A 16266-nucleotide genomic window follows, 5' to 3' on the forward strand; every position below is an offset into this window, starting at 1 on the left:
ATTTACGAATTCCCCTCACCCATCCCGTCCCGGAATTCCGTAGGCGTGATCCCCACCCACTTCTTAAAAATCCGGCTGAAATAATTGGGATTGGCATAGCCGGAATCCACGCAGACCTGCTTGATGCTTAAGGTCCCTTCTGAGAGCAGCCTTTTTGCCGTCTCGATCCGGATCCCGGTCAGATATTCCGTAAAGTTCATCCCCGCTTCTTCCTTAAACAGCTTACTGAAGTAATAGGGACTGATGCCTACGGTCTGAGCCACCTCCTCCAGGGAGATATCCTTGCGGAAATTCTGCCGGATATATTCCTGGGCCCTGGTGATGATGCCGTCCTGCTCCTGATTTTTAATGACCACAGCCTGGGCCAGTTCCACCATGGCCGCCACGAACTTCTGGCGCACCGTCTCCTCATCCTGAGCTGCAAGAAGCGCACCTAAAAGCTCCTGATCCTTAAGAGGCGAGCCTCCCTGGTCCTGCACCATCCGCCTGCCCAGAAGCAGCATCTCCATAAGCTGTAATTTTTCTTCCTCCAGGCTGCTGTCCTGGTTTTTCAGCACCCAACTGGCAAATACCGTAGCCTCCTGGCGTGCGTCGTGCTCCACTCCCATGGAAACCGCCTTCAACACCATCTGCTCCATCAACTGTTTCTGTTTTTCCCGGTTGTCCTTCACCACCAAATCGTCAATGTGGTTCACATTCCGCATTCCGTGCCGGAGCGCATTGAGCGCTTCCTGGTAGGAATCAAACATGTCCTCCCAGGGCCTGACCGTCCCGATCCCAGCTTTAAAATCAATCCCCACTGCATGCTTCAGCGAAGTGACCAGGCTCCTGGCCTTCTCGATCAACTGGAGCCTGGCTCCGTACTCCAGATCCGGTTCCACCGAAGGAATCACGCAGATCAGCTTATTCCCCATGATCCCGCTGACAAAAGCCCGGAAATACACCTTCACAAGCTCCGACATTTTCCCATAATACTTATGAGCCAGGACACCGGAGCCTACCGGATTGCCCATAGCCGCGCCTTCCCGGGCATTGCCCCATTCCAGAGCCATGATGATGCCGTAGTCCTCCTCCAGATTTAGCAGGTTCCGGTACTGCTGCCCGCTGTCCTCATACTCATTCTGGATGATCAGGCTGATGACAAATCCATTTTCAATAATGGGGATCACTGCCTCCATCTTTTCCTTCACCAGAAGATCGTCCCTGCGCTTCTGCCGCTCCTGATCGATGGTGTGCATCATGCCGGTCAGGCGCTCCACGATCGCTTTTTTGTTGATCGGCTTCATCAGATAATCCACAGCCCCCAGGCGCAGCGCCTCCTTGGCGTAATCAAAATTGTCATAGGCCGTGAGGATCAGGGTCTTGATCCTGGGGTTCTGGGCGCGGATCTCCTCTAAAGCCTTCAGCCCATTGATGCCCGGCATCTGAATATCCAAAAGAGCGATGTCCGGCTGAAAGCTCTCCGCGGTCTCGATCGCCTGCCGTCCGTTCTTGGCAATGGCTATCTGGCATTCGCTGCCGAAATTTTTTTCTATGATAAACTGGAGGGAGTCGGTGACGATCCCCTCGTCATCTGCTATCAAAATCTTGTACATGGTTGAACTCCTTATCTTATGTTATGGGAAGGATCGGCACCCGTATGGTGACGGCGGCTCCTTTTCCTTCCCCGCCACTCTCCACAGTCATCACATCAACCCGGTCAAAATACAGCCGCAGCCGTTCCCGGACGTTTGCCAGGCCCACGCCGTTGCCTGAATCCTGCTTATCCTCCTGAGGCGGGATATTGCCTGAGTTTAAGTTCTCAAGGGTCTCCTGCGATATACCCATGCCATTATCGCGGATGCAGATTATGGCCTCCCCATTCTCCTGACTCACAGAAAACCAGATCCGTTTCTCCCACTCCACACCGCCAAGCCCGTGGCGCAGGGCGTTTTCAATCACCGGCTGCAGCACCATGCCAGGAAAACGGATATCTAAAAGCCGGGCGTCGATCGCCTTCTTAAGATGGATCTCATTGGAATACCGCACGTTCATGATGTACATATAACTGTCGATCAGCTCGATCTCCTCCCGCAGTGTGGAGACCTCCCCGTTGCTCTTTAAACGGTACCGGAAGAACGAGGCCATATTTTCGATAAACGCGTAGGTGCGTTCCGCATCCTCCATCATGGCTAACTGCTGCCCTGCATTAAGCGTATTGAACAGAAAATGCGGGTTGATCTGCGCCTGGTAATATTTAAGCTGGGCGTCCTTCAGCAGGTTTTCCATCGCCAGCTCCCGTTCCTTCATCCGGATCTCCGTCTCCATGCTCTCCCGGATCCGCCGGATATAGTCGTTGATGCTGACGATCATCTGGTTAAATGCCACCGTCACAGTACCTACCTCATCCCCGCTCTCCGGCTCCTCCAGGATGATACCAAAGTTCCCCCGGCCCACTTCCTTTGCCTTCCCTGCCAGTTTCTCCAGCGGCCGCGTAAAGTTTCCGATAATGCCATACAAAAGCACCATCAGACAGCAGGTGACCCCCGCCAGCACCGCCACCATAAACACCTCCAGATATCGCAGATACTGGTAAAGCACGTCATAATTCTCCGAATTGGCCTTGAACCGCAGGTCATCCAGCCCGCGTATGTATGCCAGAAGGTAGGTATAAAGCTTCTGGATCTCCACAAAGCTCGCCTTGTAAGCAGTCACGTCATGGCGCTGCTTGGCCTGTATGGCCTCGTCGGTCAGCTCCAGCCAGGAAATGGCAAGGCTGCGGATATTGCGCTCCATGCGCCGGGCCGGATGATCGGTGATCGTATCGTCAATCTCATAAACCATGGCCTCAAACGTTTCCCGATTCCGGTCAAACGCATCTAAGGCATCCTGGCTCTGGATATTCAGATACTGGTATACATCGCTCTCCAGCTCCGTCAAAAGCCCTTCCAGCTCCCCCAGGCGGATATTGGTGGCATACACCTGATCCATATTTTTCACGATCGTATCGATCCTTCCAAACAGGATGAGATTGATCCCAAGTGAGACTGCCATGGTGATGATGACCGGGAGGATCAGCTTGGTCCGCAGGGACTGGTTTGAAAAATATTTATTTTTCCATAACCGGTTCTTCTCCATCCCGCTCCTCCCTTCTGTACGCCGCAGCCATGGACCGGTCCACCAGCATCGTGTCCACCTCCGTATAATAGCTGACCATGTGGTAGTTTATGTACGTCATAAGGGCATCAACGCTCATGCGTCCCATAGCTTCCGCGTCGATGGTGATCGTGGAATCGATATACCCCTCCTCGATCCCCTCCAGGATCGCATCCGTTACGTAACTGCCGATCACCTTGATCCGGTCGGACAGCCCTCTGTCGTAGATCATCTGACAGGTGGACTGGGTGATGACCTCGTCCAGACAGATGACCATGTCCGGCTGCTCCACCATCCCCTCCACGATATCGTGGATCACATCCTCTGCATTATTAAGCCCCTTATCATCACGGATGATCCTGAAATCAAACCGGATCTGCTCTTTTTGCACCGTATTCTGGATTCCCTGGCGAAACCAGCTCCGGCTGGTCTCATTAAACCTGGCCCCAGGGAACAGCACCGTCACCAGGCGGGTATTCTCATCCGCCAGCTTAAGCACCCGTTTTCCAAATTCCTGCCCGAGGAAATAATCGTTGATCCCCACAAATCCCTGCCGTCTGGAGTCCTGCACATCCTTCTGCATGGTGATGACCGGAATTCCGAGGCTGTAGGCCTTGTCGATCATCTCCTCACTGACTTTCCCTTCCGTAGGACGAAGAAGGATCCCATCCACCCCTTCATAGATGGCAACATTGATGGCATCCTCCATGGAAAACCGGTCTACCAGCCCCTCGTCGATCTGCTCCACATAAGCCCCATACTCCCTGCCTTCCGCCACAGCACCTTCATAAACATCCTTCCAAAAAGAATTGTCTGTATCGTCGGATATGATAGCGATATGATAATCATAGGAGCTGTAATCCGCGTCCACCGCCGCATGGTTTTCCAGCAGCAAAAAATAGCCGGCAAACATGGCGGCAACCGATGCCGCCAGGAGAATGCCCGCTGCTGCGTATAATTTTTTTGAAAGGATTGGTTTCTTATTGGGATCTGGTTCCATAGTCTTTACTCCTGTGGGCTTTTCTGCTGCAATTCAAAAATGGCTTTCTGGCTCTCTATCTCAGCACGCAGTTCCTCTTCTGTCGGAAGATACAGCTTATATTTTGAAGCAAACAACTGCTCATTTCCATGTAGTATTGAGTACCGGGCTATATCTTCGTCTGTCTCAGTACAAAGGACAATGCCCAGTGTAGGATTATCTCCTTCACTCCGTTTCATTTCATCATACATACGGATGTACATATCCATCTGCCCTACATCTTGGTGAGTGATTTTGCTGGTTTTCAGATCGATCAGCACAAAGCACTTTAAAATATAATTATAAAAAACCAGGTCGATAAAATAATCTTCTTTTGCTGTTTTGATGTGCTGCTGACGGGCCACAAAAGCATAACCCTTTCCCAGTTCCATAAGGAATTTCTGCAAATTTGTTATAATGCTGCCTTCTAGCTGCGTTTCCGTAAAGGACTCCTGCGCTGAGAAGCCCAGAAACTCCGCCACTACAGGATTCTTGATAAATTCCAGCTTATCCGTCTGGTAGTCTGCCGTAATCGCTCTCATTTCCCGCTCAACAGGCACAGGATTTTGACTTGCAAGCAAACGATAATAGTACTGAGAATCTATATTTCTCTGTAAAGTCCGAACACTCCAGGTCTGATCAACGGCTTCTTTCTCGTACCAGTTACGGGCTTTTTCGTCCTTTACTTTTATCAGGATTGTATAATGACTCCACGATAACAGTATTTTAGATTTTCCAGACAGTGTCTGGAAAATCTGAGGATAACACTTATAAAAAGAATAAAAACTATACAGGTTCGTTTTTGTAAACCCTTTCCCATAAATTTTAGTCAGTTCCTTTGACAGCCGCTTTATGACACTCAAACCATATTCCGCGCGATCTTCTCCCTGTAACTCCTCCTCAGCTATACGGTATCCGATCAGCCAGTTCCGCCTGACCAAAGCAACATTTACAGCCTGAAGCGCCTGTTTCTGAGAGGCATTGATGATTTCCTGCATATCAGAAACAATATCATCTGATCTTTTATAGTTTTTCATAATGTCAGTATTTACGTCTTTTATCAATCCATTCATACCTCTGCCTCCCTGCAAACCTGAATCAGTTAAGTACAAGTATAACATGAATCAGCTAAAATCAAAATAGCTTGAATCTACAAAAAGCGCCACCCAAAAAGCGCCACAGCCCGCCAGGCATCTCTGCCGACAGTCTGTGACGCTTCATTTGCCTCTCAATAAACCTGTTCATAAAACTGAACATATAAAGAATTTCCGACCTACACAATCACCTTCGCCGGACACTTCACCGCGCACTTCCCGCAGTTGGTGCACTTCTCATAATCGATCACGGCCACGTTGTTGTCCATATGGATCGCATCGAACTCACACTGCTTGGTGCACAGGGTACATGCGATACAGCCATTGTCACATTTGGCCTTCACGTCCTTGCCCTTGTCGTGGGAAGAACACTGCACCAGGTGCTTTGCGGAATACGGAACCAGCTCGATCAGACGGTTCGGGCAGGCTGCCACGCACTTGCCGCAGGCCACGCATTTTTCCTTGTCTACCACAGCCACGCCGTCCACCACATGGATCGCGTCGAAGGCACATGCCTTCACACAGGAGCCATAGCCCATACAGCCGTAGGTACATGCCTTCTCGCCGGAACCCGGTACCACTGCCACCTTGGAGCAGTCGTCGATACCGAAGTAATTGTACTGCACCCTGGTCTTGTCGCAGGTACCTTTACACTTTACAAATGCCACCTTCTTGTCGGCAGCGCCGCTCTCCACACCCATAATGGCTGCGATCCGGTCTGCCACATCCGGACCGCCCACCGGGCAGGCATTGACTGCCGCCGTACCTGCCGCAATGGCGCTTGCCAGGCCGTCGCAGCCAGGGAAGCCGCAGCCGCCGCAGTTGTTGCCCGGCAGCTCTGCACGGACCAGGATCTCTTTTTCATCTACCTCTACTTTAAATGCTTCGCTGGCTATCCCAAGGAGCACACCGATGATAATACCGATGGCGCCAATGATGACCGCCGCCAAAAGCAAACCTGTCATATTCATCTCTCGCTCCTCCTCTTAAATCAGACCGGAAAAGCCCATGAAGGCAATCGCCATCAGACCGGAGGTGATCAACACGATCGGTGACCCCTTGAAGGTATATGGGATATCATTGTCTTCAATGCTTTCACGGATACTTGCCAGCAGCACGATCGCGATGGTGAAGCCGACCGCAGTACCAAAACCGTTCGCTACGCTGAAAATAAAGTTGTACTCCTTCTGAACGTTGGTCAGAGCGGAACCCAGCACTGCGCAGTTGGTGGTGATCAGCGGCAGGAATACACCCAGCGCCTGATACAGGGACGGTACATTTTTCTTGAGGAACATCTCAACGAACTGAACCAGCGCAGCGATCACCAGGATAAAGGCGATCGTCTGTAAGTAGGTCACGTTAAGCGGTACCAGGACAAACGTATAAACCAGATTCGTCACGATGGATGCAAGCACGATAACGAAGATAACGGCTCCACCCATACCCAGTGAGGTATCTACCTTCTTGGAAACACCAAGGAACGGGCAGAGACCCTGGAACTGACTCAGGATGATGTTATTCACCAGAGCAGCGCCTACAATTACTAAAATCAATTCTTTCATCTACTCAGCCCCTCCTATTCGTCTTTCTTTTCCATCTTGGCTTTCATCTCAGCCTCTTTTTTCGCCAGAGCCGCTTTCTTTGCCGCCAGGGCTTCCTCCTCCGCCTGGATCCTTAAGGACTCCAGCGTAGTGTGATTGGCCATGCAGGCAGAACCGGTACAGTTCATGCAGTTTCCACCGCAGGCAAGCTTGGACTGGGGTACAGAACCATTGGTCGCGGACGGTGCCTTAAAGTAGTTCTGCAGTGCGGTCAGGATCGCCAGCACGAAGAATGCGCCGGGAGCCAGGCCGAAGATCGCGATCCGGAAATTCTCCGGGATGAACTCGATTCCGAAAATGGAACCTGCGCCCAGGATCTCACGGAAAATGGCGATACAGGTCAGGCCTACGGTAAAACCAAGGCCCATGCCGATGCCGTCAAATGTGGATTCCAGAGGACCGTTCTTTGCCGCATAAGCCTCGGCACGGCCCAGGATGATACAGTTCACCACGATCAGCGGGATGAAGATACCCAGAGACTCATACAGGCTCGGGATATATGCCTGTAAAAGCAGCTGAACGATGGTAACCAGGGATGCTACGATAACAATATACGCCGGGATACGGACCCGGTCCGGAATGATCTTCCGCAGTGCGGAGATAATTAAGTTGGAGAAAACCAGAACCGCCGTGGTGGACAGTCCCATGCCGACGCCGTTGATGGCGGAGGTCGTAACCGCCAGGGTCGGACACATACCAAGCATCAGGACGAAGGTCGGGTTTTCTTTGATGATACCGTTATAAATACGCTCGATACATTTATTCATGATTTCCCACCTCCTACTGTGCCAGGCAGTTCTTTGCAAAGAAAACTGCCCCGTTCACCGCACCGGTGACTGCGTTTGATGTGATCGTTGCGCCACTGATCGCGTTGATCTCGTTGTCTGCGGATGCGCCGTTCTTTGTCACGGTAAATGCATCCACGTTCTTGCCGGCATACTGGCCCTTCCACTCCGGTTTCTGGGCGTTCATGCCAAGACCGGCTGTCTCAGCCAGGGTTAAGAACTCTACGCCGGCCACAGTGCCGTCAGCCTGGATACCGACGGAAACAGTGATATTGCCGCCGTAACCATCCTTGGAGGTAGCCGTCACTACATATCCCACTAAAGCGCCGGAAGCGTCCAGCCCGGTGACTGCCTCGTCCACAACTACGTTGCCGTAGCCAAGACCGGCAATCTCTTCATTGCCCGTTGCAAGAAGTTCCGTTAAGTCATCAGTCTCGAAAGAAGCCGCATCTGCCAGAACCGTCCGGTAAGCCTCCTCCTTCGCGTCCTGTTCCCTCTGTGCAATGACCGATTCCGTCATGCCGTATACGCCGCCCAGACATGCGCCTGCAACCAGGGTGATCGCAAACAGGACCAGGGCGTCTTTCATAAATCCACCTTTACTCATGCCTTTTTGCCCTCCTTTCCAAATGCCTTCGGAAGGGTTACTTTCTCGATCAGCGGAACCAGAAGGTTGCTGATGATGATCGCATAGGAAACACCCTCAGCGGAGCCTCCGAACAGACGGAACAGTCCGGTCAGCACGCCTAAGAGGATACCGAACACAATCTGTCCCTTCGGGGTGATCGGGCTGGTCACATAGTCGGTCGCCATGAAGAATGCGCCGAAGATCAGGCCGCCGCCGCAGATATGAGCCAGAACAAAGTTCATATCCTGCTGTCCGAAGATAAATACGAACACAGCAACCGTTACAATATATGTAACCGGGATCCGCAGGGAGATCACCTTCTTAAATACCAGGTAAGCCGCGCCGATCAGCAGTGCGATCACGGAAACCTCACCGATGGTACCCGGGATCTTACCGATAAACATAGCCGCCACATCCACAGAACCGCCTGCCTTTAAAACTGCCAGCGGGGTAGCGCCGGTCCAACCGTCCAGGGTGAAGGTGGACATCTTGCCTGCAAAGGAGATCAGCAGGAAGCATCTGGCCGCCAGGGCCGGGTTCATGAAGTTCTGTCCCAGGCCGCCGTACAGCTGCTTTACAATGATGATCGCAAAGATGCCGCCAAGCACCGGGATCCACAGCGGGATATCCGCAGGCATGTTAAGCCCCAGGATCATACCGGTCACCACGGCGCTCATGTCCGCGATCGTAACCGGCTTTTTCATAATCTTTTCAAATACCAACTCACTCAGCACGCAGGCCGCAACCGTGATAAGCAGGACCAGCAGCGCGTTCACGCCAAACTGGAATACACCGAAGGCGGCTGCCGGAAGCATGGCGATCGCCACATCCATCATGATGCTCTGGGTGGTCTCATTGCTCCGTACGTGCGGGGAGGATGATACGTTTAATAATTTGCTCATTATTTTTTCCCCTCCTGCGCTTTCTTTCTGCGGTTTGCCGCAACCGTTTTTCTCATCTCTTTAAATGCCTGGGTCAGAGGCCTCTTCGCCGGGCAGATAAAGGTACAGCTTCCGCATTCCATACATTCCATGCCGTCGATCTTCTCGAATGCATCGCAGTCGCCCTTTAAGGCGGCCTTCATCATCATGACCGGAACGATATGGCTCGGGCACACGCTGACGCACTTGCCGCAGCGGATACACGGGGTCTCTGCATTGGCCGCCACTTCATCCCTGGTAAAGCAGGTTAAAGCAGAACAGGTCTTGGTCACCGGGATATCCAGGGTGAACAGGGCCATACCCATCATCGGACCGCCCGCGATCAGCTTCTCCGGCTCGGTCTTAAAACCGCCCGCCGCATCTACCAGTTCCTGGAAATTGGTTCCGATCTTTACATTATAGTTCTGCGGAGCCGTCACTGCGTCTCCGGTCACGGTCACGATCCGGCGCATCAGAGGCGTCGTCTTGCACACCGCCATGTAAACGGCGATGACCGTGTCGATATTGTCCACGATACAGCCTGCATCCGCCGGCAGCATCGAAGAGTTCACCTTTCTCCCGGTGATGGCGTTGATCAGGGAACGCTCGCCGCCCTGCGGGTATTTGGTCTGCAGCGGGCATACCTCGATCCGCGGCTCGTCCTTCACTAACTCCGTCAGCTTCTTGATGGCTTCCGGCTTGTTGTTCTCAATACCGATCACGCCCTTGGCCTTGTCAAAAAGCTGTAAGATCACCTTCAGCCCGCCTACGATCTTCTCCGGCTCCTCTAACATCATCCGGTAATCGGAGGTCAGATACGGCTCACACTCCGCGCCGTTCACCAGTATGTAGTCGATCGCATTCTCGTCCTTCGGAGTCAGCTTCACATGGGTCGGGAAGCCTGCGCCGCCCAGGCCTACAATACCTGCCTCCTTGATAATGTCACGGATCTCCTGTTTGGAAAGCTTCGCAGGATCCCGGTCTGTCCCCAGACCCTCTACAGACGTGTACTCACCGTCATTTTCCACGATGACGGAATTCACCATCGCACCATTTGCAACCCGCCTCGGCTCAATCGCCTTTACGGTGCCGGAAACGGAACAGATGACATTTGCGGAAATAAATCCGCTCGCTTCGCCAATCTTCTGGCCTGCCAGAACCTTGTCGCCCTTTGCTACAAGTGGTGTAGCCGGGGCGCCGATATGCTGGGACATCGGATAAACCATATCCCCCTTCGGCATCAGGACCTGTACCGGCTTGTTCTCGGACAGTTCTTTTCCCTCGTAAGGATGAACGCCGCCTTTAAATGTAGCCAATCCCATCTACCTTTACCCTCTTTCTATACATTTTCAACTGCTATCGACAAAATCTCTCGTTTTGCCATCCCCATCAGTATAACATAATTAAAGAAGCCGCACAATTCTATTTTTAACATTGTATACAATATTTTTATAGTTTTTGCTGTCAAAAAACCCACGATTTCACAGTTTTTAGGCAGTTTCCTCGTTATTTTTTAAACGAGATTCTTTCTTTGTCAAATTACCTTGTTTTTACAAAAAAACAATCCAAATCCAACAGACGGAATTCCTCACGGGAACATCGGTTTTTACAGCCAGCCCCCCGGAGAACAGGATTTTTCGCCTCAACCAGATTGTGAAAATTTTATTTAAATAATATGGTCTTTCTGCTATTTTATGAGAATACATGATGTTTTATAGTTTTTACTTATTAATACTTATAAGTTTTTCGTGATATCTGTGAGATTTAAAAGTTTTGAAATTTTTTTTAATCTTTTGCAATAAAACATATCCGTACTGCATTAATCTATTGAACGGATGAAAAGAGTTAAGTTCCGCGACAGAAAACAAGGCAAAAAACATATCAAGAAAAGAAAACATGAAACTTTTTCGAAATCCCTTGATGCATTACACTCTATCACACCCGCCGCGTTATCCGTCAAGGAGCGAGACCATTTTCAAAAGACCTTAAAAATTAGGGTTGCAACCAAAAGAAGCACTGTATGTATGCTAACATGCAGTGCTTCTTTTTATGTACCTCCGGCGGGTATCAGCCCCAGCGGGTGTCAGCCCCAGCGGGTGTCAGCCCCAGCGGGTATCCGCTCCGGCAGGTATCAACCTTTGTCGGGTATCAGCCCCTGACCGTCATCCCAGCATTCTCTCCACTTCCCGCTCTGTCGGGATCGCCGGGATCCCGCCGCGCTTCTGTACGCAGAGGGCGGCAACCGCATTGCCGAACCGGGCAAACCGGGTCAGATCATCCTTATCAAGTTCTTCCGGACGTTTTTTACAGGTTATATACCGGCTCAGAAATCCTCCCCAGAAGGAATCCCCCGCCCCGGTGGTATCGACCGCATCCACCTGAAAGCCCGGCACCTGCACGCAGCCTGTACGCGACGCCACATAGACGCCGTCACCTCCCAGGGTCACTGCCACCAGAGCCGGCCCCTTTGTTAACAGCTTTTGCGCAGCCTTCCGGTAATCACCCAGGCCGGTAAGCAGAAAGCTCTCCTCATCAGAAACTTTCATCATATCCGCGTGTGTCACCATCTTAAACATCTCCGATACAGCCGCATCCCTGCCCCGCCAGAGTGACTCCCGGTAGTTGGGATCATAGGATATAACGGCTCCTCCGCTTTTTGCAATGCGAACCGCCTCATAGGTGGCGGATCTGGAGGGTTCGTCCGTCAGGGAAAGAGAACCGATATGGAATACTGACGCTGACTTAAGCAATTCCGGTTTCAGCTCCTCCGGCTTCAGCATGGTGTCCGCCCCCGGCTTTCTGGCGAAGGCAAATTCCCGCTCTCCGTTTTTCCCGATCCCCACAAACGCCAGGGTCGTGAAGACCTCCCGGTCCAGGATCAGGCCCGAGGTATCGATCCCCTCCCCCTCCAGCGTCTCTTTCAGGAATTGTCCGTGCATATCGGCGCCCACCTTCCCGATAAAAGCAGTCCTGCCTCCCATATGACTGACCGCCGTCAAAAGATTGGCCGGCGCACCGCCCGGATTCTGTTCAAACAGCCTCTGGCCTCCGGCGCTTTTTCCCGCGTCGGTAAAATCGATCAGCAGTTCGCCAAGTCCGATCACATCAAATCTTTTTTCCATTCTATGCCTCCAGCTTCTGGCAGAACTCAATCCGCTCCCTGTTTGGCCCCTGGATCATAAAAAATCTTACCCCATGCTCCCAGAACGGCAGAAACATGATCCCGGGTGTCAGGCACGTGTATCCGTTTTCTTTTATGTATCCGTACATGGTGTCGATGTCCGCCACCTCCAGGGCTACATGCTGGTATGCGCCGTCCGCCATTGCCGCAGCACCGTTTTCAAAGGTCTCTATGCAATAATTGCCCATCTGCAAAAATGCAACGTCCTCCCCTGCTTCCTCATTGGGGGTCTTTAGAATCACCTCAAACCCAAGGGCCTTATAAAAATCCACGGTTTTTCCCAGATCATTGGTGGGTATCCCCACATGAGCAAGTCCCAAAATCTGTTTTTTTAGTTCCATATTCTCACTCCTGTACGTTGATCAGAACCTTCATGGTGGTTTCCCGGTTATCGTCGATATACTCATACGCTTTTTTGTAATCACGGAACGCGAATGCATTGGAGATCAGGGGCCGCAAATGCACACGCCCTTCATTGACCAGGCGGATCGCATCCACATAGTCGTCGTGACGGTACATCATCGTACTCTTGATATCCAGCTCATGATCGTTGGCAACCGCCAGATCCACCTGGGCCATACCTGCGAACACAGCCACCAGGACGATAATGCTGCCTTTTCTTGCGTACTTGATGGCCTGGCCCATGGTAATATTATTCCCGGCGCAGTCGTAGATCACATCCGCCTTGTCAGGCCCGAACGCCTCCGTCATGGCCTCTCCAAAATCGGTGTTCCTGGTGTTAACGCACGCGTCGATTCCACATTCCTTCGCTTTTTCCAGCCGCAGATCACTGACATCGGTGATCATGACTTTCGCCGCTCCCATGCCCTTCGCCGCCTGTGCCACCAGGTTGCCGATCGGACCGGCGCCGATGACCGCAATATTCATGCCAGCTACATTTCCCACCTGCTTTACCCCATGTACGGCTACGGCAAGGGGCTCGATCATCGCGCCCTCCTCAAAGGACATCTCCTCTGGGATCGGCGTCACCTTAGAAGCGTCTACGGCGAAATACTCCGACGCGGTACCGGTGGTCTGGAACCCCATCACCTTCAGCTCCTCGCAGAGATTGTATTTCCCATGACGGCACGGATGGCAGTTCCCGCAATACACCTGCGGCTCTATGGTCACCTTCTGTCCCACCTTTAAATCCTCCACGCCTTCTCCCACAGCCGTGATCTGGCCTGACACCTCGTGCCCCTGTGTGACCGGGTAAGAGGTAAACGGGTGCTCCCCGTGATACACATGGATATCGGAACCACAGATGCCGATATTCATGATCTTGACCAGAACCTGCCCGGCTTTCACCTCCGGCACCGGAACCTCCTGAAACATAATCTCACCTGGTTTTGTCATAACCTGCTGCAACATAGTCATATCCTCCTTATTTTTAAATTGTCCAATTGGTTTACCTTGTCTTTTCTGAAACACAGGCAGGTATCCTGCCTCCCGTTATGCTTTCTGGGTCCGGTTCAGCTTCTGATAGCAGTCGAAGCCCACCGCCAGCATCAGGATCACGCCCTTCACCACCATCTGGGCATAGGAGCTGACATCCATGAGCACCATGCCGTTGCTCAAAAAGCCGATGATCAGCACGCCGGCAAACACATTGGATATCTTCCCGGAACCTCCGGTAACGCTGACGCCGCCCAGTACGACTGCTGTGATCACATCGAACTCATACCCCTTGCCTGCCGTCGGCTGCCCGGAGTTGGTCCTGGACAGCATGACGATACCGGCAATACCCGCAAATAACCCGGACAGGGCGTAAACCATGTATTTGATATTCTTTACCCGGATGCCGGACAGCTCCGCCGCCTCCTCGTTGCCTCCCACCGCATAGATATATCTGCCAAAATAGGATTTCACCAGTATAAACGCGCCGATCAGGAATGCGATCACAAGCAGGATGACCGGAAACGGGATCACGCTCATATATCCCTGGCCGATAAAGGAAAAGGCTTTGGAGAACCCGAAGATCGGGATACCGCCGCAGATTATGTAGGCCAGGCCCTCAAAGATCGTCTGCGTGGCGAAGGTCACGATCAGAGCCGGCATCTTTAAGTTTGCGATGATGACGCCGTTTAAGAATCCGATCAGTGTGCTTGCCATCATGGCGATCAGGATGGCCGCCCACATGTTCATCCCCAGCTTGACCATGAAAAACGCCGCGATGATATTAACAAAGGTAATGACCGAGCCGGTGGAAAGATCGATCCCCCCGGTCAGGATCACCATGGTCATGCCCACCGACGCGATCCCCAGCACCGCCACCTGCCTGGCTATGTTCAGCAGGTTCTTCATGGTGCAGAAGGTATCGGTCGATATGGTAAAAAACAAAAACAATGCGATCATTACTACATAAATGGCTCTCTCTTTCAAAAAACGAACTGCTCTATCCATTACACTCCCTCCACTTTCGACGCAAACGCCATAATCGTTTCCTGCTTAAACTCGGACTTGCCAAGCTCCCCTGTGATCCTGCCCTCCGACAGGACAATGATCCGGTCCGACATGCCCATCAGCTCCTCCATCTCAGAGGAGATCAGGAAAATGGTCTTTCCGCTCTCCACCATCTCGTTCATCAGCTTGTAGATCTCGTACTTTGCTCCAATATCGATGCCTCTGGTGGGCTCATCAAAAATGATGAACTCCGAATTAGCCGCCATCCATTTGCCCAGGATCACCTTCTGCTGGTTTCCGCCGCTCAGATTTTTCACAAGCTGTTTCACGGTGGGCGTTTTGATCCTTAGGTCGGCCCGGTACTTTTCAGCGATCCGTTCTTCCTCCCTGCGGTTTACCACGGTGCCTTTTGATATCCGCTTAAAGATCGGCATATTGATGTTGGTCTTGATATCCATCTCCAACAGCGCGCCCTGCTGCTTCCGGTCCTCCGGCACCAGGGTGATCCCCAGGCCAATGGCTTCTCTGGGGCTTTTGGGGCGGATCTCCCTGCCCTTAAAAAGGATCTTTCCCTTTTTCACGCGGGCGGCTCCGAACATCATCTGAGCCAGTTCGGTCCTTCCGGCTCCCACCAGTCCCCCTACTCCCAGGATCTCCCCTTTCCGCACAGAAAAGGATATATCCTTATCTCCATTACCCGTGACGTCCTGAAACTCCATCACGATCTCATCCTGAATGCAATTCTTCCGCTTGGGATAAGTCTCCGTCAGTTCTCTGCCCACCATCAGGGCCACCAGCTCATCCACGCAGGAATCCTTCGTGATCAGGGTCGTCACGTACTCCCCGTCCCGCAGCACCGTGATCCGGTCCGACAGGCGGAAGATCTCGTCTAAGCGATGGGATATGTAGATGATGGAAACCCCGTCGGCTTTCAGCTTCTCCACGATCTTCATCATGCTCTCCACCTCCGCTTTCGTGAGGGGCGCGGAGGGTTCATCCATGATCAGGATATTGGCATTCTGCTGGATCGCCTTGGCGATCTCAACCATCTGCTGGTAACCTACCGTCAGATCTTTGACCATGGCCCTGGGATCGATCCTGATGTTAAGCTGCTCGAATACCTTGCGGGACTCCTCCTCCATGCGCTTCCGGTCGATGACGATCCCGTTCCGGATGGCTCTGCCTAGAAAGATATTCTCTGCCACAGACAGCTCCCCCACATTGTTAAATTCCTGGTAGATAATGGCGATCCCGTTCTCCGCGGCAAGCTTCGGCGTCATGGCTTTAAACCGTTTACCATTTACCACGATCTCTCCCTCGGTGGGAACCACCGCGCCGCTGCAGGTCTTGATCAGCGTGGATTTCCCTGCCCCGTTCTCTCCGATCAGCGCGTGGATCTCACCCGGCCTCACCTTCAGGCTGACCCCGTTTAGGGCAGTGACGCCGGGATATTTCTTCACGATGCCGTTTAGCTCTAATACATATTCTTCCTGTCCCATGT

The 16266-nt window shown here is 52.2% G+C and carries 15 protein-coding genes; all 15 read right to left on the reverse strand.

The window, feature by feature from the left end; all coding sequences use genetic code 11:
• Nucleotides 1–2 precede the first annotated feature (2 nt).
• Entirely contained in the window at nucleotides 3–1595 is a 1593-nt protein-coding gene (locus tag AB1I67_RS19565) for a response regulator (RefSeq protein WP_367031813.1), read from the reverse strand.
• 16 nt (nucleotides 1596–1611) lie between these two features.
• A complete protein-coding gene (locus tag AB1I67_RS19570; RefSeq protein WP_367031815.1) occupies nucleotides 1612–3117 on the reverse strand; it encodes a histidine kinase in 1506 nt (501 codons plus the stop codon).
• Nucleotides 3089–4135: a substrate-binding domain-containing protein gene (locus tag AB1I67_RS19575; RefSeq protein WP_367031816.1), complete on the reverse strand. Its 1047-nt coding sequence runs from the start codon at nucleotides 4133–4135 to the stop codon at nucleotides 3089–3091. Before AB1I67_RS19575 ends, AB1I67_RS19570 begins: the two co-directional genes overlap by 29 nt.
• 5 nt (nucleotides 4136–4140) lie before the next feature.
• Nucleotides 4141–5226: a PDDEXK nuclease domain-containing protein gene (locus AB1I67_RS19580; protein WP_367031817.1), complete on the reverse strand. Its 1086-nt coding sequence runs from the start codon at nucleotides 5224–5226 to the stop codon at nucleotides 4141–4143.
• Between the two features lie 200 nt (nucleotides 5227–5426).
• Entirely contained in the window at nucleotides 5427–6218 is a 792-nt protein-coding gene (locus tag AB1I67_RS19585; protein ID WP_367031819.1) for an RnfABCDGE type electron transport complex subunit B, read from the reverse strand.
• Nucleotides 6219–6233: 15 nt separating this feature from the next.
• Entirely contained in the window at nucleotides 6234–6809 is a 576-nt protein-coding gene (gene rsxA, locus AB1I67_RS19590; protein WP_367031820.1) for an electron transport complex subunit RsxA, read from the reverse strand.
• A 14-nt stretch (nucleotides 6810–6823) separates the two neighbouring features.
• Nucleotides 6824–7615, reverse strand: coding sequence for an electron transport complex subunit E (locus AB1I67_RS19595; RefSeq protein WP_367031821.1), 792 nt, complete (start codon nucleotides 7613–7615; stop codon nucleotides 6824–6826).
• A 13-nt stretch (nucleotides 7616–7628) separates the two neighbouring features.
• Nucleotides 7629–8240, reverse strand: a complete 612-nt coding sequence (locus AB1I67_RS19600; protein WP_367031822.1) for an RnfABCDGE type electron transport complex subunit G — start codon at nucleotides 8238–8240, stop codon at nucleotides 7629–7631.
• Complete coding sequence (locus AB1I67_RS19605; RefSeq protein ID WP_367031823.1) at nucleotides 8237–9163, reverse strand: RnfABCDGE type electron transport complex subunit D; 927 nt, start codon at nucleotides 9161–9163, stop codon at nucleotides 8237–8239. Before AB1I67_RS19605 ends, AB1I67_RS19600 begins: the two co-directional genes overlap by 4 nt.
• On the reverse strand, nucleotides 9163–10503 hold the full coding sequence (rsxC, locus tag AB1I67_RS19610) for an electron transport complex subunit RsxC (RefSeq protein WP_367031825.1): 1341 nt from the start codon (nucleotides 10501–10503) through the stop codon (nucleotides 9163–9165). The genes AB1I67_RS19605 and rsxC overlap by 1 nt, the downstream gene beginning before the upstream one ends.
• Nucleotides 10504–11343: 840 nt before the next feature.
• Nucleotides 11344–12303 (reverse strand): carbohydrate kinase, encoded by a 960-nt coding sequence (locus AB1I67_RS19615; RefSeq protein WP_367031827.1) that lies wholly within the window; start codon nucleotides 12301–12303, stop codon nucleotides 11344–11346.
• 1 nt (nucleotide 12304) lies between these two features.
• A complete protein-coding gene (locus AB1I67_RS19620) occupies nucleotides 12305–12703 on the reverse strand; it encodes a VOC family protein (protein ID WP_367031828.1) in 399 nt (132 codons plus the stop codon).
• Nucleotides 12704–12707: 4 nt separating this feature from the next.
• Nucleotides 12708–13733, reverse strand: coding sequence for an alcohol dehydrogenase catalytic domain-containing protein (locus AB1I67_RS19625; RefSeq protein WP_367031829.1), 1026 nt, complete (start codon nucleotides 13731–13733; stop codon nucleotides 12708–12710).
• An 81-nt stretch (nucleotides 13734–13814) separates the two neighbouring features.
• Nucleotides 13815–14765, reverse strand: a complete 951-nt coding sequence (locus tag AB1I67_RS19630) for an ABC transporter permease (protein WP_367031830.1) — start codon at nucleotides 14763–14765, stop codon at nucleotides 13815–13817.
• The gene (locus AB1I67_RS19635) at nucleotides 14765–16264 is read right to left on the reverse strand and encodes a sugar ABC transporter ATP-binding protein (RefSeq protein WP_367031832.1); all 1500 of its coding nucleotides are present in this window, start codon (nucleotides 16262–16264) and stop codon (nucleotides 14765–14767) included. Before AB1I67_RS19635 ends, AB1I67_RS19630 begins: the two co-directional genes overlap by 1 nt.
• Nucleotides 16265–16266: the final 2 nt, after the last annotated feature.

This window comes from Clostridium sp. AN503 (assembly GCF_040719375.1).
Taxonomy (GTDB): Bacteria; Bacillota; Clostridia; order Lachnospirales; family Lachnospiraceae; genus Brotaphodocola.

Bases quoted from the DNA above. Each gene is read 5' to 3' on its own strand.
- AB1I67_RS19565 (WP_367031813.1), bottom strand. From the start codon at position 1,595: ATGTACAAGATTTTGATAGCAGATGACGAGGGGATCGTCACCGACTCC.
- AB1I67_RS19570 (WP_367031815.1), bottom strand. From the start codon at position 3,117: ATGGAGAAGAACCGGTTATGGAAAAATAAATATTTTTCAAACCAGTCC.
- AB1I67_RS19575 (WP_367031816.1), bottom strand. From the start codon at position 4,135: ATGGAACCAGATCCCAATAAGAAACCAATCCTTTCAAAAAAATTATAC.
- AB1I67_RS19580 (WP_367031817.1), bottom strand. From the start codon at position 5,226: ATGAATGGATTGATAAAAGACGTAAATACTGACATTATGAAAAACTAT.
- AB1I67_RS19585 (WP_367031819.1), bottom strand. From the start codon at position 6,218: ATGAATATGACAGGTTTGCTTTTGGCGGCGGTCATCATTGGCGCCATC.
- rsxA (WP_367031820.1), bottom strand. From the start codon at position 6,809: ATGAAAGAATTGATTTTAGTAATTGTAGGCGCTGCTCTGGTGAATAAC.
- AB1I67_RS19595 (WP_367031821.1), bottom strand. From the start codon at position 7,615: ATGAATAAATGTATCGAGCGTATTTATAACGGTATCATCAAAGAAAAC.
- AB1I67_RS19600 (WP_367031822.1), bottom strand. From the start codon at position 8,240: ATGAGTAAAGGTGGATTTATGAAAGACGCCCTGGTCCTGTTTGCGATC.
- AB1I67_RS19605 (WP_367031823.1), bottom strand. From the start codon at position 9,163: ATGAGCAAATTATTAAACGTATCATCCTCCCCGCACGTACGGAGCAAT.
- rsxC (WP_367031825.1), bottom strand. From the start codon at position 10,503: ATGGGATTGGCTACATTTAAAGGCGGCGTTCATCCTTACGAGGGAAAA.
- AB1I67_RS19615 (WP_367031827.1), bottom strand. From the start codon at position 12,303: ATGGAAAAAAGATTTGATGTGATCGGACTTGGCGAACTGCTGATCGAT.
- AB1I67_RS19620 (WP_367031828.1), bottom strand. From the start codon at position 12,703: ATGGAACTAAAAAAACAGATTTTGGGACTTGCTCATGTGGGGATACCC.
- AB1I67_RS19625 (WP_367031829.1), bottom strand. From the start codon at position 13,733: ATGTTGCAGCAGGTTATGACAAAACCAGGTGAGATTATGTTTCAGGAG.
- AB1I67_RS19630 (WP_367031830.1), bottom strand. From the start codon at position 14,765: ATGGATAGAGCAGTTCGTTTTTTGAAAGAGAGAGCCATTTATGTAGTA.
- AB1I67_RS19635 (WP_367031832.1), bottom strand. From the start codon at position 16,264: ATGGGACAGGAAGAATATGTATTAGAGCTAAACGGCATCGTGAAGAAA.